The sequence below is a fragment of the Myxococcus faecalis genome, from assembly GCF_050039385.1.
In the GTDB taxonomy this organism is placed as follows: Bacteria; Myxococcota; Myxococcia; order Myxococcales; family Myxococcaceae; genus Myxococcus; species Myxococcus fulvus.
Map to the genome: position 1 here is coordinate 2193835 of NZ_CP144336.1, position 17578 is coordinate 2211412.

Below are 17578 nucleotides of genomic sequence, written 5' to 3' on the forward strand. Positions count from 1 at the left end.
AGTGCCCCACTGCCCCCCCCAGGCCGGAGACCCCCTCTGTCGGACGCATCTCGCTCCATCTTCTTCGGCGCCAATGCCGCGCGGACCGGACACTTCGAGGGAACCGGACCGCTCGCGGTCAAGCGAGCCCGCTGGAAGTTCGCGCCGCGCGCGCTCGTGACGACGCGCAACACGCCCGCCATCCACGACGGCGTGCTGTTCGCGAACTACGACAACGACAGGCTCTACGCGCTCGACCTCGCGAAGGGGAAGGAGCTCTGGAGCGTGCGGGTCGGCGGCGCCAGCCCCGAGAGCCTCTCGCATCCGATGGTCGCGCGGGACCTGCTCTTCGTCGTCGGCGGCGGGCAGTGTCACGCCGTCGACCTGGGCACGCACGCCCTCCGCTGGAGCGTCTCATGCGACTCCGAGGCGACCTCCTCGCCCATCGTCGTCGACGACGTCGTCTATGTGGGGACCCGGTCCGGCGCGGTCCTCGCCATCGACGCGCGCACGGGGACCGAGCAATGGCGCGTGCAGCTCCGCTGTGGCGGGAGCGTGCAGTCCGCGGTCAGCGTGACGCGAGAGCAAGTCATCGTCGGGACCTGCCAGGGCTTCACCCAGGGACACGTGGTCGCGCTCGACCGCGCCACGGGGGCCGAGCGCTGGTCGGTGGAGACCGGTTCGATGAGCCATGGCGGAGCCCCCGCCGTCCACGGCGACACGGTCTATGCCTTGTCCGGGCTGGGACAGCGCCTTCACGCGCTCGACCTCGACAGCGGCGAGCAGCGTTGGGCCTACCAGACGCCCGGCGCGCTCTGGGGAGCGCCCGCCGTCGCGGACGGTGTCGTGTGCTTCACCGGCTATCACTCGAGGCTCCACGCCGTGGACGAGGAGACCGGGAAGGAGCGCTGGTCGGTCGCGCTCGACAAACCACCCGCCAGCACAGCCTCACCAACCATCGCCGGGGGACTCGTCTACATGGGGGCCCGCAACGCCGTACACGCCTGGACGCTTCGGGACGGGACGGAGCGCTGGCGGTGGAGGGCCCCCTATCGCGTGACGACGGCACCGCTCATCGCCGACGGCACCCTCTACGTGGGCTGTGATCGCGCCGTCGTCGCGCTGGCGTAGCGGCGACCCACGGCGCCGGGGCACTCCGTGGACCGCACGGGGTCTGGGAGGCGGGCGGCGCCACGAATCGAGCAGCCCCACACTTGACGAACGCGGCACGCGTCCCTACCCGTGATTCCTCTCAATGCAGGAGTGTCAAGGAATGGGACTGAGCAGGTGGGGTACGTGTCTCCTCGCGCTGATGTTCGTGGCCTGCGGTGATGGAGTCGGGCTGGAGCCGCCTTCCGAAGCCACCCAGGGGACGCTGCGGTTGCCGCTGACGGCGCAGAGCCCCGAGGGGGCGGTCAAGCTGGTCGGCGCCACGTTCAACATCACGGGCGCCCAGACGGTGTTCATCTCGGACACGTCCGCCGACACGTTGACCGTGCCACTCATCGAGGGCGACTACACCATCGAGCTGGGGGGAAGCTGGCACCTGGAGCGCCTGTCGGCACCCGGTACGCCCCTGAGCGCCCAGCGACTGTCGCCCTCCGTGCTGGCCTTCTCGGTCATCCAGGGGAAGCTCACCGAGGTGCGCTACCTCTTCAAGCTCGCGGGCAGCGGCGGCGTGGACGTGGGCATCCAGGTGGACAACGGGGGCTCCATCTCAGGCACCCTGACGTTCACCCAGCACGAAGGTCCTCCGGACTCCGAGTTCGCGTCGCTGGTGGGCAAGAGCGTGCCCTTCGTCATCAGCTTCGAGACCTCTCGCGTGGTCAGGGAGGGAGGCGGCCCGAAGGCCCTCTCCGTGGAGACCGGCCCCATCTTCGTCCAGTTCGGCGGACCGGACGGGGCCCTGCTGGAGAAGCACGTGTCCCCCTTCTTCAAGGGGCGCTCCTTCCTCTTCAGGGTGACCAGCCTCCCGAACGGGTATCAGGTACTCAGCACCTTCCTGATTGAGGGCGTGGGCAGCGGCGCTCCGCTCGACTTCGTCTCACATGAGAGCCAGCCGTTCAGGGGCACCGTGGACCCAGGCGGCTATCCCGAGACGACCCCCTTCGAGTTCCAGTCCACCATGGTCTTCAGCCTCCACGCGTTCGGGGACCTGAGTGGCACGTTCACCGGCACGGTGGCGCCCAAGTAGCCACGGTGCCTCCCAGCATGGAGACGGCGGCCCTCCCCACGGAAGGCCGCCGCGCTGCCTGCTTCGAGCTCCGGGCCCCCCCTGTCGAACCCGGCAGGGCTGTTGGGTTTCCACGGACCTCGCGAGGTGAAGCGGGAGTCGCGCAGGTTTCGGCCCTGCCCGAACCGCGCTCAGCGTGGCGCGAGTCCTCGCACGAGGGGCGAGAGCACGCCCATCAACCCGCTCGCTACCACGGCCCGAGGAACCTCGGAGAGACGCGGGGCCTGCCCGCTGACGCGAAGGTGCCCCCGCGCGCCAGGGACGAGGCGGCCGCCCGACGGTCGTGGCACGAGTCGGAGCAGCTCTCGGGCCTGCGCTTCGCGTGAGGCCCTTGCGCAAAGCCCCTATGCGCCCCGGCCCTCCATCAACCCGCGAATCTTCACCGCGTCCGCCTCCTCCATCGGGTTGTAGACGAGCATGGCCAGGTCGGGCCGGCCATCCACGGCGAACGACGAGTACTCCAGCGTGAGGGCACCCAGCACGGGGTGGCGCAGCCGCTTCACGCCCTCGCCGAAGGACCTCACGTCGTTCTCGCGCCACATCGCCGCGAACTCCGGGCTGTCCCGGCACAGCTCGTCGACCAGCGGCTGCACCGTCTGGGCCGCCCCGGCGCGCGCCGCGTGGCCGCGGAACACACCGACCACGAACCGCGCCACCGACTCCCAATCGAAGTTGAGCTCGCGCGCCTTCGGGTTCAGGAATATCTGGCGCAACACGTTGCGGCGGTCCGGCGGCAGCGTGCCGTAGTCGGACAGGACCACGGTCGCGGCGCGATTCCAGGCCACGATGTCCCACGTCGCGGTGTGGACCATCGCCGGGCAGACGCCCATCGCATCCAGCACGCGCTGCAAGCGCGGTGTGACGCCCTCGACGGGCCGGTACCGCACCTCCGGTGGCCGCCCCAGCCCCAACAGGAACAGGTGCTCGCGCTCGACGTCGGTCAGCATCAACGCCTGCGCCAGGCGGTCCAACACCTGCGCCGAGGGCGCGCCGCCCCGGCCCTGCTCCAGCCAGCTGTACCAGGTGGGGCTGATGTGGGCCCGCTGCGCCACCTCCTCGCGCCGCAACCCCGCCGTGCGCCGCCGCCCGGCCGGATAGCCCAACGCAATCGGGTCGAGCCGGGTCCGCCGCTCCCTCAAATAGGCACCCAGTGGAGTCTCGTTGGCCATACGCCCATCCTGTTGGTCGCCATACCTGGATAAGCTCTCGACTTTAACAGGATGAAGAACGCGCCCACAGTGCCTGCCTCTCACGCAAACAGGAGGTGCACATGAACGTGTTCGTGACCGGAGCCACGGGGTGGGTCGGCTCGCGCGTGGTCCAGGAGCTGCTGGGGGCCGGGCACCAGGTGCTGGGGCTCGCCCGCTCGGAGGACAAGGCGGCGGGACTGGCGCGGACCGGCGCCCGGGTGCTGCGCTCCACCCTGGACGACCTGGGGGCGCTGGCTGACGCGGCCAGGCAGTCCGATGCGGTCATCCACCTGGCCTTCAATCACGACTTCTCGAAGTTCGCCGACAACGCCAGACAGGACCAGCGCGCCATCGAGGTACTGGGTGAAGCCCTGGCCGGCACGGACAAGCCGCTGCTGGTGACGTCCGGCATGGCGAGGCTGGCGCCCGGCCGCATCCCCACCGAGGCCGACCTGCCGGTCGACCACGCCGACTATCCGCGCCGCTCGGAGGCCTCGGCCATCCAGCTGGCCGAGCGCGGCGTCCGCGTGGCCACGGTGCGGCTGCCGCCCTCCGTCCATGGCGTGGGAGACCACGGCTTCGTGCCCTTCCTGATTCAGCTGGCGCGCGAGAAGGGCGTGTCGGCGTACCTGGGTGAGGGGACGAATCGCTGGTCCGCCGTGCACGTGTCGGATGCGGGCCGGCTGTATCGGCTGGCGCTGGAGCACGGCGTGGGCGAGCGCGTCTATCACGCCATCGCGGAGCAAGGCGTCGCCCTGCGAGACATCGCGCGGGTCATCGGCCGCCGCCTGGGCGTGCCGGTCGAGCCGCGCGGCCGCGAGCACTTCGGCTGGCTCGCGGACTTCGCCCTGGCCGACATGCCGGGCTCGAGCGAGCGCACGCGGGCCGTGCTGGGATGGAACCCCACCGGCCCGGCGTTGCTCGCGGACATCGAGCACCCCGACTACTGACGGGCGCGAGGGAGCGCGGACGGGCAAGCCCCGCCCATCCGCGCCGTCCTCGTGTGACTACAGCTCGACGGGCGGGAGGGCCTCGCCCATCTCGCCCGGGTTGTCTCCGCGGTGGTCCTCGTCGTCGAGCCCCAGCTCCCCGCTGGCGTTGGAGCCCCAGCACTTGACGCTGCCCTCATCGAAGGTGGCGCACGTGTGGTGGTAGCCCGCCACGAGGGACGTCACGGCGCGACCCGCGCCCAGGTTCACCCGGGGCAGTGCCTCGCCCATCTCGCCCGGCGCGCCTCCACGCTCGTTCCAGTCGCCGGACCCGAGCTGCCCCCAGTAGCCGCCGCCCCAGCACTTGACGGAGCCGTCATCCAGGAGCGCGCAGGTGTAGATGCCGCCAACGGTGAGCGCCTTCGCGGTCCGCCCCGTCCCCAGGTCGACTCGCGGCAAGGCGTCTCCCATCTCACCCGCGTTGTCTCCCCGGTGCACCTTGTCGCCGAGGCCGAGCGCGCCGTACTGGTTGCCGCCCCAGCACTTGATGGAGCCATCATCCAGGAGCGCGCACGTGGAGAACTCACGGGCGGCAATCGCCTTCGCGGTCCTCCCCGTGCCCAGGTTCACCCGAGGCAGCGCGTCGCCCATCTCGCCCGGGCCATCTCCGCGCTCCGCCGTGTCACCGAGCCCCAGCTCGCCCCAGTTGTTATCGCCCCAGCACTTGACCGAGCCGTCATCCAGGAGCGCGCACGTGTGACGACCTCCCGCGGCGAGCGCCTTCGCGGTCCGCCCCGTGCCGAGGCTCACGGCAGGCAGCGCGTTGCCCATCTCCCCCGGGCCATCTCCGCGGTGCTCCGTATCGCCGAGCCCCAGCCGGCCATTCCCGTTGTCACCCCAGCACTTGACCGCCCCATCATCGAGGATGGCGCACAGGTGATTCAGCCCGCTGACGAGCGTCTTCGCGGTCCGCCCCGCGCCCAGGTCCAGCCGGGGCAACGCGTCGCCCATCTCGCCAGGGCCGTCTCCGCGGCGCCGCGTGTCGCCGAGCCCAAGCTGGCCCTGCGCGTTGTCTCCCCAGCACTTGACCGCGCCTCCCTCGAGGAGCGCGCAGCTGAAGCCCTCCCCCAGGCCCATCGTCGCCACGCGCGCGTCCGTGCCCACACCGACGAAGGGGAGGTTGCTCATCAGGACGGAGCCACGGCCGCCACCTCGGTTGTCGGTGTGCTCGAGCCCCAGCTGCCCCTTGCCGTTCGCCCCCCAGCACTTGAGCCGTCCATCCGTGTAGACGGCGCAGGTGGTCCCCACCCCGGCGAAGACGGACTTCACCGCGTAGCCACGCACGCGCACCTCGACCGAGCCGGTGCCGGTGGCGCCGTGGGTGTCGGTCACCTGGTACTCGAAGCCGGCGGCGCCCACGAAGCCCGCCGCGGGCGTGAATCGCACGGCGTCACCGACGAGCTCGACCGTGCCGTTGCGCGCGTTCGAGACTCCGGTCACCGCCAGCGCGTCCCCTTCCACATCGCGGTCATTGAAGAGGAGCGTCGCCACGGGGATGCGCAGCGCGACCTCCGCGCGGGCCACGGCGGAGTCCGCGACGGCCATGGGGGCGTCGTTGACCGGGTTGACGGTGACGCTCACCGTCGCGGTGCTGAAGCCGGCCCGGTCGGTGACCTGGTACTGGAACGTCGCCGTCCCGAAGAAGTCCGCCTCCGGGGTGAAGCGGACGTTCTGTCCCTCCAGCGTCACGCTGCCATGGGTGGCCGAGTGGACGGCCTCCACCAGGAGGTCGTCGGTGTCGACGTCGATGTCATTCGCGACGAGCGTGGCGGTCGGGAGGACCAGCACGGTGTCCTCGTCCGTGCTCGCGGTATCGGCGACGGCCACGGGCGCCTCGCCCACGATGACGGTCACCGTCGCGCTGGTGGTTCCGGCCAGATTCCTGACCGTGTATTGGAACGTCGCCGACCCGGTGAAGTCCGCCTCCGGCCTGAAGTCGATCATCCCGCCGTCGATCTTCACGGTGCAATGGACCGCCGAGCCCACGCCAGCGAGGTTGAGCAGGAAGCCATCGCCCATGTCGTCATTCGCGGTGAGCTCCTCGACCTTGATGTACCGCGAGGTATTCCTCCGGGCGTACACGGTGTCGGCGACGGCGACCGGAGCGTCTTCCACGGAGCGGACCGTGACGGCCACCGTCGCGGTGTGCGTCAACAGCCCGTCGCTGACCGTGTACTCGAAGCTGGCGCTCCCGTGGTGGTCCGCCTCCGGGGTGAAGGTGACGTTGCCATCCGCGAGCGTCACGGTGCCATGCGTCGCGGCGCCGACGCCCGCCACCCAGAGCGTGTCCCCATCCACGTCCGTGTCATTGGCGATGAGCGTGGCCGCGGGGACGACGAGCGCGACATCCTCGTCGGTGCTCGCGCTGTCCGCCACGGCGACAGGGGCATCGTTCACGGCGTTGACCGTGACGGTGACCTGCGCGGTGTCCGTCAGGCGGCCATCCCCCACCGTGTACTCGAACGTCGCGGTTCCGAAGAAGTCCGCCTCCGGGGTGAAGGTGACGGTGCCGCCCACCAGCGTCACGCCGCCATGGGTCGCCTTGCCGACGGCCGTCACGGTCAGCGAGTCGCCGTCCGCGTCGACGTCGTTGGACACGAGCGACGCGCCAGGAATCACCAGGGCGGTGTCCTCATCGGTTGCGAGCAGGTCGTCATGCCCGGACGGGGCCGCGTTGGCCGAAGGAGGAGGCGCGGGTGGTTTCTTGTCCTCCCCTCCTCCACACGCGGCCAGGGCCACGCAGAGCAGCAGGGTGCGCGGCCAGGGAACGGACGGAAGTCTCGGGTACGAACGAACGCGTTGGTGCTTCACAAGCCCCCTCACAGGAAGAAGCCCCCCAGGGCCGGAGAAACCCGGTGGGGTGCTGCCCCCATAACGGAGCCCGGCGGCGCAGGTCGCACGGACAAACGCGCCACTCGACGGAATGGACCAGCCCGAGGGCCACCGGGACACGGCGCACAGCCAGTGTCCCGGCCCTGGGACGCACGGGCTACTGCAGGTCGCAGCCGGGGATGCAGTAGTTCACGTTGATGAGCGTGCGCGTGGCGGGCAGGTTCGACTGACAGCCGGCGTACTGCGTGGCGGGGGTGGCCTGGATGCGCGAGGCGCCGCACTTCACCACACAGGCACGGATGTTCTCGAACCAGTAGATGAGGTCGTTGTTCGGGCAGTTGGGCGGGATGCCGATGCCCTGCTCCGTGCTCGCCAGCACCTCGCCCTCCGGCGCGTCGAACTCGGACTCGGCTCCACCACCGCAGGCCACCAGGGACAGGCTGCACATCGCGAACAGGGAAACGACCAGACGCTTGGCTTGCATGGCGACTCCTTCACGACAAGGGGGAAGGAGAATCATGACCTATCCAGGAGTCCCCGAGAAGCAGGCCCCACGGGTCCGCCTGCTCGGAAGCAGCACGCGCGGCTTCACCGGCGCCCGTGTCGGTCCAGCGCCCCCGCTCACCGCCCCCCATGGCGGCTCACCGGGCGTGGACGTCACCGGCAGCGCGGCCGTCGTCAAGGTGTCCGCGCGCACGGCGAAGTGGGACTTCATCGACTACATCTCCCTGCTCAAGGTGGACGGCAGGTGGCGCATCGTGGCCAAGGTGTACCACCGCGAGCCCCGGGCGGAGGCCCCGTCGCGGCCCACGTCCGCCTCGCCCTGAGCCGACGACGTCCCTTTCCCCTCCCCGCGGGCCTGACCCTCACCAGTCCACGATCATCGGCACCTGGTGGTCCCGGGAGTCCACGAGCGCGGCGCGGAGGCTGTCGACCGCGGCCTTCGCGTTGTCGGGCCAGTGCATCCGCTCCAGTGCCGCCAGGGCCCGGGGCGTCGAACCGGTGAGGCGCCGCAGCGGCGTCGTCATCTCGAAGGTCGCCTCGAAGTCGCGGGGAAGAAACAGCATGGCGGCCACATGGACGCGGTCGCCCTCGCCTCTCTTGCGGAAACCCAGGAACGACTTGCCGGGCCTGCGTGCCTCCTCCAGGAGCGCCTCGTACGAGGCGGGGTCCACGCGGTGGAAGCGAGGCTCGGCCTCGGAGCGCTCGTCCCACAGTGGGTCTGGCGTGGAGACTGGGAGCTGCCGCAGGTCCTCCACCAACATGTCGATGACCCTGGCGCGACGAACCGGCGCCTCAGGGCCGCCGAATGGCAGTCCTTCCGGAAGCGGCCGGGCACCTTCCGGCCCGATGATGGAATACGGGACGCCGCTCGCCCACGCGGAGCGCATCGCCGGGGTGATGAAATCACCGACAATGTAGCGGCTGAGAGGCAGAACCATGAAGTCGATGGCCATGGAGGCCTTGGAGCCTAGCCGAGCAGCTCCAGGAGTTTCAGCACGGTGTTCCAGTTGCGCGTCGTGGCCGTGCCGCGCAAGGCCAGCTTCCCGAGCGCGACCGCCAGCGCGCTCTTCCCCTGGCCGTTCGGGTACCAGGAGTAGATCTCCTTGCCCGCGACCTGGAACAGCTCCGGCCCCCAGTCCTGGGCATGCAGGGGCGCCAGCTCCGCCTTCGTCGGCGCGGCCGAGAGGAACGTTACGCACAGGGAGGAGGGGTTCGTCGCCACGTCCGCGAACGGGTTGCCGTCGACGACGGCTTGCAGCTGCTTCAGCGTCCGCAGCGTCGTGGCGATGGGCCGCCCCATGAACTGCTCCAGCGCCTCCTCGATGCCCTTCGTGAGCTCCGCCACGCCGAGCTTCGTGGTGAACACCGCGTTGCCGCTCTGCACGTAGGTCTTCACGTCGCCGCAGCCGAGCCGCGACAGCATCGCGCGCAGCTCGGCCATCGGCAGGCTGTTTTTCGTGCCCACATTCACACCACGGAGCAGGAGCGCGTAACGAGTCATCACGTGAGTGTGCCACGCGGGCGCCGAAGCGCGGTGTCCGGATGCTCACGGTGCGCGCCGCGCTGAACCGCTCGGGACTCACTCGGCCTTGGGGGCGTAGAACTCCGCCGGGCCGGCGAGCCACACGGTGGTGCCGTCGGTGCGCTCCAGCAGCGCCTCGGCCAGCCGGGGCCAGTCCTCGTGGAAGCCCACGACCTGGAGACTGGACGGGACGTAGCCCAGGAACTGCCCGGGCCCCACGGCGACGACGGTCGCGGAGGGCGCGCGATGCGGCTGCTCCGAAGGGGCGCCATACAGGGCCCAGGGACTCCAGGAGCGGCTCAGCGCCTCGTAGCGCAGCGGCGCGCAGCTCGTCTGGGCGATGCGCTTCGCGTCCTCCTCGCTCTGCCCCGAGCAGACCTGGAGGCGGTCACCGAGCTTCACGTCCGTCAGCGGACAGGAGACCTGCAGCGCGTGGCGGCAGGTCCCGATGGGCTGGGGCGCGCCGCGCTCGCTCGAGTAGGCCTGGACGAAGGCGGCGCTCCCCTTCGGGTCATCCCACTGGATGGCCGGGCCCAGGTCCTCCAGGAAGACCCAGGGCACGGTGGTGGCCTCCACGACCGCCGAGGCCACCCACGCCACCTCCAGGCCGTACCCGAGAGGCGCCTCGCTGTACGGGACGAACCCAAGATAGCCGCCCGTCTGCAGGCGCCTCACGGCGCCGGAGCCCCGGAACAGGACCTCGCCGTCCGCCGAGCCCCCGGGGCGAGCCACGATGCCGCCGTCGCCGGACGGGTTGTTCGCCGGATGCGTACAGAGCCGGGTGCAGGTGTTCTTAGCATCCAGGTCGGCCCACGCCTGGCTCGTGTTCGAACAGCCCAGGGTCTCATTGAGCGGGGCGACGGCGGGGAGTGCACAGACACAGGGCTTGTGGACCGCCGTGAACCGGCACGCGGCGTCCACCCACGGCGGCGGGCCATGATGGCCGTAATACCCGACGCCAATGATGCCTCCGGGCGTTCGCGCCTGGGCCGGCGCGCTCCAGGTGACGGCGCTCAGGGCAGCCAGGAGCGCGAGCAATGACATCCTCGACGTGAGACGAATCCAGCACGGCTGCGGGGACATGGGACCTCCAGCGAATGGACAGACACGCGAACGGGCTCGAGAAACATACGGGAGGGCCGTCGAGCGCCGGCATCACCCATCGGGGTGACGCCCTCCGAACCCAGGGGGCGTGAGAAAGGCTGTCGTTGCCGCGCATGGTAGAAATACCCCCGGACGTCGTGCCGACACTCGAAGCCACCGGGGAGACAAGGTCATGCGCGTGAAGCGTCAGCCGGGTTCCATGCAGGGGGAGCAGGTGCTCCTGGAGGTGATGACGGCGTTGAGCAGCTCGCTCGACCTGAAGGAAGCCTTCTCGGAGTCCCATCGGATTCTGTCACGCGTGCTGGCGGCGGACTTCGGAGGGCTGTGTGTGTCCAATCCGGGGGCGCCCGGCCAATACGACTGGCCGATGGTCCAGGACATGCCGCAGGTCTTCTTCGACCGCTACCCGGAGATTTCAGACGAGTGTTTCGTGAGCTCCGCGGTGATTCGGCGGCCGAACACCGTGCTGCGGGACACCGAGATGCTGTCGCGCCGGCAGATGCATGACAGCGCCATGTATGCGTACTGCCGGGAGATGCACATGCCGGTGGAGCGGGTGTTGTCCGTGTTGATGGACATGGGCCTGGGCTGGCACAGCGGCTTCACGCTGTACCGGGAGACCCGGAAGGCGTTCACGGAGAAGGAGCGCGCCTTCCTCCAGCGCCTGACGCCCATCCTGGCGAGGACCGTGCGCAATTGCCGCATGCTGGAAGACCTGGCGCACCAGGGCGACCTCCTGGAGCAGCTCTTCCGGCACACGGGGCTCGACAGCATCGTGTTGAGCCCGCCCACCACCGAGCTGATGCGCACGCCCCGCTCCACGGCGCTGCTGCATCGCTGGTTCCCGGACGCGCCCTGTGGCCGCTTCGGCCTGCCGCAGGTGCTGCTGGATGCGCTGGAGGGGCTCCGGCGCTCCGGCCCCCAGCAGCTCTCCGGACAGGACGTGCTGACCTTCCGGCGCCCGGGGAGGAGCTTGAAGGTGACCTTCCTGCGGTTGCCGGGGCAGTCGGGGAGGATGCCGTGGGCGATGATCTTCCAGGAGGTGCGGCACGGGGCGCAGGCTCCCGCGGAGTGGCGCAAGCGCCTGACGCCGCGCGAGATGGACGTGGTGGAGCGTGTCTTGAATGGCTGGGACAACCAGACCATCGCGGACGACCTGGACAGCTCGCTGAACACCTTGAAGACGCACCTGAAGCGCGTCTACGCCAAGCTGGCCGTGCCCAGCCGGGCCAAGCTCATCCTGCTGGCGCAGGAGCACAGCGCCGAGAAGGAGGGTTGGCCATCTCGCTCGTAGGCAGAGCGCGAGGGCGCTTCGCGGGAGCGCCACCGCGGCGGCTACCGGATGCGCAGCCCCGTGTACAGGTCTCCACTGTTCTGGATGTTGCGCCGCAGCTTCGTGGCGGCATCCGCGCAAGCGCCTCGTCCTGTCTCCAGCCGCAACACATCCCCATCCAGGGTCAGGTCCCCTGTCGACAGGCAGCTCGAGATGTCGACGTCCCAGAGCCAGCGGTCGACGAGCAGTCGCCCTCCGAAAACGGCGGGATGATCCGCGAACTCCTCGGGGAGCCCCGTTGATACGCCCAGGTGACTGAATCGCAGGGGCTCCTCCGATTGGAAGACGACCTCCAGCACGAGGGGACGCTCCTGGTAGGTGAAGCTCGCGCGGAGCAGGAAGCTGGGATGCTCCGGTGTCCCCGGGTCCCACCGCGAGTCGATGGCCCGATAATACGTCCGGGGGATGAACACCTGCTTGCCCCCGATGTACAGGGGCGTGTCGGTGCCTGCCTCGACGGGGCCTCGGATGTGAAGCTTGCCCGGCGGGTCCTCTGGGAAGTCAAAGATGTCGCGCGGGGCCTGGGTGTTCGGCACGGAGTTCTCACAGGACAGCTCCGGCAGGAGCACCTCCGCGTAGTCCTCGCAGCGAACCTCGGGCGGCAGGTCCATCCGCAGCTCCGCGAGCCTGTACTTCAGGGTCTCCACCGAGAAGCGGAGGCCGTCAGCGGAGAGGAAGCGGCTCGGCGACGTATAGTCGATGCCACCCTCTGGGGTCAGCCAGACGGAGTCCGAGCCATAACTCAAACCGAACAGGTAGGTCGTTTCGGGCGCATCATCACCACCGCAAGCACTCAAGCCCAGCGTGGCGATGAGACCGACAGCGCGGTACCAGGAACGTGAAGGCATAGGCGAGGGGACTCTACGCTCGATGCCCTTCCAAAGTCCGGTCTCCGTCTCATGGAGGAGAGAAAGGTTCGACCGGCGACCTCGACTGAGCTCCCGGGAGCAGTCGGCCATCCTTGCGTTCGCTGAGAGCGGCGGGTGGGATGGATGGCTCCGAAGCCGAAGGAGGCGTGAATGTCGAGTCGAACGGTGTCCCGGAGGACGTTGCTCCAAGGTGCGTTGGTGGCGGTCGCGTTCAATCCCATGAGCCGCAGCTGGGCCTCCACGCCGGAGGCCGGCGCGGTCCCCCTGCCCCCTCTCGATGGCGAGCTGCTGCTGGACGAAGCGTCGCGGACCGCGGCCTCGGACGACTTCGGGCACATCCGGCACCACACGCCGTGGGCAGTGCTCGTGCCCGGCTCGGTGAAGGACATCGTGGCCATGGTCCGCTTCGCGCGCCGCCAGGGGCTGAAGATCGCCGCCGCGCGCGGCCTGGGTGAGAGCCACAGCACCTTCGGCCAGTCCCAGGTGCCAGCGGGCATCGTCGTCGACATGTCCGCGCTGGCCACCCTCCACGAGCTGGACCAGGACAGCGCCTGGGTGGATGCGGGCGTCCGGTGGCATGAGCTGCTCCAGGCCTCGCTCCCCAGCGGCAAGAGTCCCCCGGTGCTGACCGATTACATCGAGCTGAGCATCGGCGGGACGCTGTCGGCGGGAGGCATCGGCGGACAGGCGTTCCGCTGGGGTCTCCAGGTGGACAACGTCCTGGAGCTGGACGTCGTCACGGGCCGGGGCGAGCTCGTGCGGTGCTCACGCTGGCGCGAGCGGCCCCTGTTCGACGCCGTGCGCTCGGGTCTGGGCCAGTTCGGCATCATCGTGCGAGCCCGGGTTCGGCTCGTCGACGTGCAGCCCCGCGCCCGGACCTACCTCGCGCTGTACGACGACCTCCACCGCTTCCTCGAGGACCAGCGGCGGCTCATCGAGGACGGCCGCTTCGACTACGTCGAGGGCTCCGTCGTCTCCTCCAACGAAGGCCGGGCGTATCAGCTCGAGGTGGTGAAGTACTTCACCCCGGGCTCGGAGCCCCAGGACTCGCGGCTGCTCGCGGGCCTGCGCTTCCAACCGGGGACGCTCCAGGTGACGGACGGCAGCTACCTCGACTTCGCCAACCGGCTCGCGCCGCTGATACAGCTGCTCAAGCAGCTCGGCGTCTGGGGTTTCCCCCACCCCTGGCTGGACATGTTCGTCCCCGCCCGGTGCGCCGAGGAGTTCGTCCAGGAGGTCCTCGCGCAGACCACCGACGCAGACATGGGACAAGGGCCCATCCTCCTCTACCCCTTCCGCGCCTCGGCGCTGACCACGCCCTTCCTGCGGACGCCCAACGACAGACACGTCTTCCTCTTCTCGCTGCTGCGCACCGCGATTCCCCCGACGCCGGAAAATGTCGCGACCCTGGTGCAGAAGAACCGCGCCATCGTCGACCGGCTCACGGCCCTCGGCGGGAAGATCTACCCCGTGGATGCCGTGCCCTTGAGCCCCGCCGACTGGCGCCGCCACTTCCATCCCCACTGGGAGCGGTTCGCGCACGCGAAGCGACGCTACGACCCGGACCACGTCCTCACCCCGGGACAAGGCATCTTCTGAGCGAGGGTGGCGGAACGTCCAATGACTGTGTCCACGGAGACACAGTCACTCCTCCTGGATGACTGCCATTGATTGACGCCCGCGTGACGACGAGGCGAGAGTTTCGTCGTCACCCAGCAGCAACTCCCAGGAGAATCCAGACATGTCCTCTCGTTTGAGCGGGTGGTCCGTTGCCGTGCTCGCCGTGGTCCTCCATGTCGCGCCGGCCCAGGCCCAGCAGTGCGTTTCGGTGAACTCGACCGCGGGCACGTGGCTCACCGTGGTCGACAACTACGTCAGCTCGGCACAGGCCTCGGTCGCCTCCACGCTCACGGCGGTCGCCACTCCGAGCCCTCTCAACCTCCTGCAGGCCACCAGCGACCTCGCATCATTGACTGTCAATGCCACGGCCATGAACATCTTCTCCGGCTTCGACGCCGAGGTCATCGCCGAGGCCTTCAACGTCGACACCGAGGTCGCGCTCCAGTTGCAGACGCAGGGTGGCATGCGGGGCACCATCGTCCGGGTCCATGCGAGCTTGCCGAGTGTGATTCGTCCAGTCGACGATATCAACGCCATGAACGACTCGCTCAGCGAGCTCACGGACCTCCGGGCGAGCCTGCCGGCATTCTGTCCGTGACGCCCCTCAGGCCGGGGCTTGCTCGAACCCGGAGATGACCTCCTCGAGGACGCTCCGGAAGTAGCCCTCCGAGGGGCCACCGGCGTCACGTAGGGCGAGCAGCAGCGGATGGAAGCTCGGGTCGCCCAGGGCCGCGGCGGCCTCGAGCGCATAGACCATCACCCTCTCGCCCCTCAGCGCGGCGCGCACGGGCTCGACCGCGCGAGCATCCTTGCGAGTCGCCAGTCCCACCAGCGCCTCCCCGACAATCTCCGGGTCCTCATCCCCGAGGCGCGCCACGAGCGCATCCCGCAGCTCCGGCGTGTCACGCGCCTCCATGAGCGTCCCCAGCCCGAACGTCGCCCAGTCCCGGACATCGCGGTCCTCGTCGGCCGACAGGCGGATGAGCACCTCCACCGCCTCCGGCGCATCCAGGACCGCCAATCCATGCGCCGCGCCATACCGCGCCTCGGCCGAGGGATGACCTGCCAGCGCGACGAGCACGGCCAGGGCGCGGGGCTCCACCAGGTGGCTCAAGGCAACCCCGGCGGAGAGGAGGACCTCGGGCTCCCGCTCCCGCCGGAGCAGGTCCACCAGCGCGTCCCCACGCTCCGTTTGGAAGACCGGGTTTCCAGCGCCGAGCTGGCCCAGGATGTCCACGCCGCGCCCCCGCGCCTTCGCGGAGGAGGACCCGAGCAGCCCAAGGGCCGCGTCCAGCACGTCACGCGTCCCCCGCGCATGCAGGGCCCGGAGGGCCTCCCAGGCGCGCGCATCCTCTTCGTCCCCCTCCAGGGCAACCTGGATGAGCTCCTCGAGGCTCCTCGCTTCGCCATGCTCGGGATGATTCATGCGTGAAGTCCTCTCAGGACGACGGAGGGCGACCGTCGTGGCACCAGACCACGGCGCGGGCCTCCAGGCCAGCCACAGGCCGGATCCGGGTCCCCAGCCCATCCGCGAAGTACAGCCGACCAGCCGCGACATCGCTGGCAATCCCATGCACCGTCGTCGGGTTCGTCACCAGGGGAGTCCTGTTGTTGTAGTGACGACCTACACCTTGCCATTCGGGACATCGAACCCGAGGGCGGACGGGCTGTTGATACCGCCTACCACCTGCGTGGGATTGCTGCCGTCCAGCCCGGCGCTCATCACCCGGCTGCCGTTGAAGTCGGACCCGTACAGCGTGCGGTTCGTCGAGTCGATGGCCAGACCGCTGGGGAAGCCTCCGTTCGCCACGTCGACCGGGTTTCCCCTATCATCCGCGACCCATGGCACCTCCTTCAGACGACGCTCCGATGGCTCCTGCCGCCAAGCCCTGGTTGACCCGGACGAGCGCCGCGGTCGTGTCGACGGTCCTCTTCATCGTCAGCTGCGCCCTGCCCGCCCTCGTCCTGTACAACACCGCGACGAAGCAAGAGGACACGATGTCGGGTGTAACGCTCCTGCTCACCGGCTGGTTGGGCGTGTTCGTGATGCAAGGGGGCTGGTTCGCGAACCCCTTGCTGGCCGTCACGCTCCTCCTGCTGTTGATGGGCCGGTATCGAGGGGCCTTCTGGACAGGCTTCCTCGCGGTGCTCGTCGGGCTCTCCTCCTTGTCCTGGTACTTCCACTCCATCCCCGCGGACGAGGGTGTCAGCCCGACCCGGCAACTCGAGCTGCTCTACCCCACGCTCGGCTTCTTCTTCTGGCTGGGGAGCCTGCTGGTGGGGCCTGTCAGTGCGTCCATCCTCGCGAGGCGGGAGGCCGAGCCGAAGGCCACCTCCCCCATCCCCGTGGTCGACGTGCGGCCCCACCCATGACTCACCCCACCTTCGCGCGAGCCTCGCGCACCGGCGCCTCCAGGGCCCGCGTCACGATGCGGTTCTCCTGGGTCCCCAGGTGGATGACCCCGTCCGGGCTCGAAATCGAGGCACGCAGGACGTCCCCCTCCTTCAGGTAGCCCGCCGTGTTGCCCTGCTTCAGGATGAGCTTCGCGAGCGTCTTGTCGGACAGGAAGACGCTGATGAACCTGCCCACCTGTCGCGCAAGCTTCGACAGGTTGCGCCCCGCCGCCACGCCGCCCGGCGTCCCTGTCAGCACCAGGTCCCCCGGGAACAGGTCCATCACCTCCGACAGCTCCGTGAGCGTCTCCTCCGGCGGGTAGAGCATCTCCGAGGTGCTCGCGTCCTGCCTCGGCTCGCCATTGACAGACAGCTGGAGTCGCAGGTCCATCAACCGCGCGCAATCCTCCGCGTCGAGCAGATAGACATACGGCCCCACCGGACAGAAGGTCCGGAAGCTCTTCGCCTTGTGCCACTGTCCCTCCGCGAGCTGGAGGTCCCTGGCGGAGATGTCATTGCCCATCACGATTCCGGCGACGAACTCGTGCAGCCCTCCCCGCTCCACCCGCACCGGCCCCGAAATCCTCCGGCCGATGACCAACCCCAGCTCGATTTCGTAGTCGAGCATCCGGACCCGCTCCGGCTTGACGATGTCCTCCGTGCTCGAGGCCAGCGACGACGAGGCCTTGCGGAAGAACTGGTTGAAGTCCTTCGCGTCCGGGTCCTGCCCCACCTCCAGCATGTGGCTGCGGTAGTTCTGTCCCTGGCAGACCACGTTGCACGGCGACGTCACCGGCGCGAGCAGCTCGAGCTTCGCCAGCGCGAGCCCCTCTCCCTCGCTCCCCGCCGCCGCCATCCCCCGCGCCCTCGCCGCCCCCTCCGCGAGGAACTCCGCCAGGGACTCGTACCGCCCCGGGATGGGGATGACCTGCTCCCGCCGCACCCATCCCCACCGGACCTCGCCTCCCATCCTGAACCGCGCGACATGAATTCCCATGACCCAAGGCTC

The 17578-nt window shown here is 69.5% G+C and carries 18 protein-coding genes; 8 read left to right on the forward strand and 10 right to left on the reverse strand.

Annotated elements, in window-relative coordinates:
• Positions 1 to 156 precede the first annotated feature (156 nt).
• Together VZQ01_RS08630 and VZQ01_RS08635 are read left to right on the forward strand one after the other, a co-directional pair.
• Complete coding sequence (locus VZQ01_RS08630) at positions 157 to 1110, forward strand: outer membrane protein assembly factor BamB family protein (RefSeq protein WP_426747513.1); 954 nt, start codon at positions 157 to 159, stop codon at positions 1108 to 1110.
• Positions 1111 to 1252: 142 nt separating this feature from the next.
• Entirely contained in the window at positions 1253 to 2173 is a 921-nt protein-coding gene (locus VZQ01_RS08635) for a hypothetical protein (RefSeq protein ID WP_223750337.1), read from the forward strand.
• A gap of 383 nt (positions 2174 to 2556) precedes the next feature.
• Here VZQ01_RS08635 and VZQ01_RS08640 read toward each other — a convergent pair whose 3' ends face one another.
• A complete protein-coding gene (locus tag VZQ01_RS08640; protein ID WP_223750336.1) occupies positions 2557 to 3381 on the reverse strand; it encodes a helix-turn-helix transcriptional regulator in 825 nt (274 codons plus the stop codon).
• Positions 3382 to 3482: 101 nt separating this feature from the next.
• Between VZQ01_RS08640 and VZQ01_RS08645 the strand changes: the two genes are divergently transcribed.
• A complete protein-coding gene (locus VZQ01_RS08645) occupies positions 3483 to 4352 on the forward strand; it encodes an SDR family oxidoreductase (protein WP_426747514.1) in 870 nt (289 codons plus the stop codon).
• A 57-nt stretch (positions 4353 to 4409) separates the two neighbouring features.
• Here VZQ01_RS08645 and VZQ01_RS08650 read toward each other — a convergent pair whose 3' ends face one another.
• The gene (locus tag VZQ01_RS08650; protein ID WP_426747515.1) at positions 4410 to 7010 is read right to left on the reverse strand and encodes an Ig-like domain-containing protein; all 2601 of its coding nucleotides are present in this window, start codon (positions 7008 to 7010) and stop codon (positions 4410 to 4412) included.
• A gap of 370 nt (positions 7011 to 7380) precedes the next feature.
• Positions 7381 to 7707 carry a hypothetical protein gene (locus VZQ01_RS08655; RefSeq protein ID WP_426747516.1) on the reverse strand — a complete coding sequence of 109 codons (327 nt, stop codon included), beginning with the start codon at positions 7705 to 7707 and terminating at the stop codon, positions 7381 to 7383.
• Positions 7708 to 7741: 34 nt separating this feature from the next.
• Between VZQ01_RS08655 and VZQ01_RS08660 the strand changes: the two genes are divergently transcribed.
• Entirely contained in the window at positions 7742 to 8050 is a 309-nt protein-coding gene (locus VZQ01_RS08660) for a nuclear transport factor 2 family protein (protein WP_223785933.1), read from the forward strand.
• A 39-nt stretch (positions 8051 to 8089) separates the two neighbouring features.
• Here the strand turns inward: VZQ01_RS08660 and VZQ01_RS08665 are convergent, their stop codons facing one another.
• The 3 genes from VZQ01_RS08665 to VZQ01_RS08675 form a co-directional block, all read right to left on the reverse strand.
• A complete protein-coding gene (locus VZQ01_RS08665) occupies positions 8090 to 8680 on the reverse strand; it encodes a hypothetical protein (RefSeq protein ID WP_408891257.1) in 591 nt (196 codons plus the stop codon).
• Between the two features lie 14 nt (positions 8681 to 8694).
• Complete coding sequence (locus VZQ01_RS08670; RefSeq protein ID WP_426747517.1) at positions 8695 to 9192, reverse strand: DUF1697 domain-containing protein; 498 nt, start codon at positions 9190 to 9192, stop codon at positions 8695 to 8697.
• A gap of 114 nt (positions 9193 to 9306) precedes the next feature.
• Complete coding sequence (locus VZQ01_RS08675; protein ID WP_426747518.1) at positions 9307 to 9981, reverse strand: hypothetical protein; 675 nt, start codon at positions 9979 to 9981, stop codon at positions 9307 to 9309.
• Positions 9982 to 10525: 544 nt separating this feature from the next.
• Here VZQ01_RS08675 and VZQ01_RS08680 point away from each other — a divergent pair.
• Positions 10526 to 11647: a helix-turn-helix transcriptional regulator gene (locus VZQ01_RS08680; RefSeq protein ID WP_426747519.1), complete on the forward strand. Its 1122-nt coding sequence runs from the start codon at positions 10526 to 10528 to the stop codon at positions 11645 to 11647.
• A 41-nt stretch (positions 11648 to 11688) separates the two neighbouring features.
• Here the strand turns inward: VZQ01_RS08680 and VZQ01_RS08685 are convergent, their stop codons facing one another.
• Positions 11689 to 12534, reverse strand: a complete 846-nt coding sequence (locus VZQ01_RS08685) for a hypothetical protein (protein WP_426747520.1) — start codon at positions 12532 to 12534, stop codon at positions 11689 to 11691.
• A gap of 171 nt (positions 12535 to 12705) precedes the next feature.
• Here VZQ01_RS08685 and VZQ01_RS08690 point away from each other — a divergent pair, with 171 nt between their 5' ends.
• Together VZQ01_RS08690 and VZQ01_RS08695 are read left to right on the forward strand one after the other, a co-directional pair.
• Entirely contained in the window at positions 12706 to 14154 is a 1449-nt protein-coding gene (locus VZQ01_RS08690; protein WP_426747521.1) for an FAD-binding protein, read from the forward strand.
• A gap of 142 nt (positions 14155 to 14296) precedes the next feature.
• Positions 14297 to 14773 carry a hypothetical protein gene (locus tag VZQ01_RS08695; RefSeq protein ID WP_426747522.1) on the forward strand — a complete coding sequence of 159 codons (477 nt, stop codon included), beginning with the start codon at positions 14297 to 14299 and terminating at the stop codon, positions 14771 to 14773.
• Between the two features lie 6 nt (positions 14774 to 14779).
• Here VZQ01_RS08695 and VZQ01_RS08700 read toward each other — a convergent pair whose 3' ends face one another.
• Entirely contained in the window at positions 14780 to 15601 is an 822-nt protein-coding gene (locus tag VZQ01_RS08700; RefSeq protein ID WP_426747523.1) for a HEAT repeat domain-containing protein, read from the reverse strand.
• Between the two features lie 198 nt (positions 15602 to 15799).
• Positions 15800 to 15985 (reverse strand): hypothetical protein, encoded by a 186-nt coding sequence (locus VZQ01_RS08705; protein WP_426747524.1) that lies wholly within the window; start codon positions 15983 to 15985, stop codon positions 15800 to 15802.
• Positions 15986 to 16173: 188 nt separating this feature from the next.
• On the opposite strand from VZQ01_RS08705, the gene VZQ01_RS08710 reads away from it, so the two are divergent.
• Positions 16174 to 16548, forward strand: a complete 375-nt coding sequence (locus VZQ01_RS08710; protein WP_426747525.1) for a hypothetical protein — start codon at positions 16174 to 16176, stop codon at positions 16546 to 16548.
• 1 nt (position 16549) lies between these two features.
• On the opposite strand, the gene VZQ01_RS08715 is transcribed toward VZQ01_RS08710, so the two are convergent.
• A complete protein-coding gene (locus VZQ01_RS08715; RefSeq protein WP_426747526.1) occupies positions 16550 to 17566 on the reverse strand; it encodes a fumarylacetoacetate hydrolase family protein in 1017 nt (338 codons plus the stop codon).
• Positions 17567 to 17578 lie beyond the last annotated feature (12 nt).

What these genes read in the sequence shown, in the direction of transcription:
- VZQ01_RS08635 (WP_223750337.1), top strand. Translation starts at nt 1,253, where the DNA reads ATGGGACTGAGCAGGTGGGGTACGTGTCTCCTCGCGCTGATGTTCGTG.
- VZQ01_RS08640 (WP_223750336.1), bottom strand. Translation starts at nt 3,381, where the DNA reads ATGGCCAACGAGACTCCACTGGGTGCCTATTTGAGGGAGCGGCGGACC.
- VZQ01_RS08645 (WP_426747514.1), top strand. Translation starts at nt 3,483, where the DNA reads ATGAACGTGTTCGTGACCGGAGCCACGGGGTGGGTCGGCTCGCGCGTG.
- VZQ01_RS08655 (WP_426747516.1), bottom strand. Translation starts at nt 7,707, where the DNA reads ATGCAAGCCAAGCGTCTGGTCGTTTCCCTGTTCGCGATGTGCAGCCTG.
- VZQ01_RS08660 (WP_223785933.1), top strand. Translation starts at nt 7,742, where the DNA reads ATGACCTATCCAGGAGTCCCCGAGAAGCAGGCCCCACGGGTCCGCCTG.
- VZQ01_RS08665 (WP_408891257.1), bottom strand. Translation starts at nt 8,680, where the DNA reads ATGGCCATCGACTTCATGGTTCTGCCTCTCAGCCGCTACATTGTCGGT.
- VZQ01_RS08680 (WP_426747519.1), top strand. Translation starts at nt 10,526, where the DNA reads ATGCGCGTGAAGCGTCAGCCGGGTTCCATGCAGGGGGAGCAGGTGCTC.
- VZQ01_RS08685 (WP_426747520.1), bottom strand. Translation starts at nt 12,534, where the DNA reads ATGCCTTCACGTTCCTGGTACCGCGCTGTCGGTCTCATCGCCACGCTG.
- VZQ01_RS08690 (WP_426747521.1), top strand. Translation starts at nt 12,706, where the DNA reads ATGTCGAGTCGAACGGTGTCCCGGAGGACGTTGCTCCAAGGTGCGTTG.
- VZQ01_RS08695 (WP_426747522.1), top strand. Translation starts at nt 14,297, where the DNA reads ATGTCCTCTCGTTTGAGCGGGTGGTCCGTTGCCGTGCTCGCCGTGGTC.
- VZQ01_RS08700 (WP_426747523.1), bottom strand. Translation starts at nt 15,601, where the DNA reads ATGAATCATCCCGAGCATGGCGAAGCGAGGAGCCTCGAGGAGCTCATC.
- VZQ01_RS08710 (WP_426747525.1), top strand. Translation starts at nt 16,174, where the DNA reads ATGTCGGGTGTAACGCTCCTGCTCACCGGCTGGTTGGGCGTGTTCGTG.
- VZQ01_RS08715 (WP_426747526.1), bottom strand. Translation starts at nt 17,566, where the DNA reads ATGGGAATTCATGTCGCGCGGTTCAGGATGGGAGGCGAGGTCCGGTGG.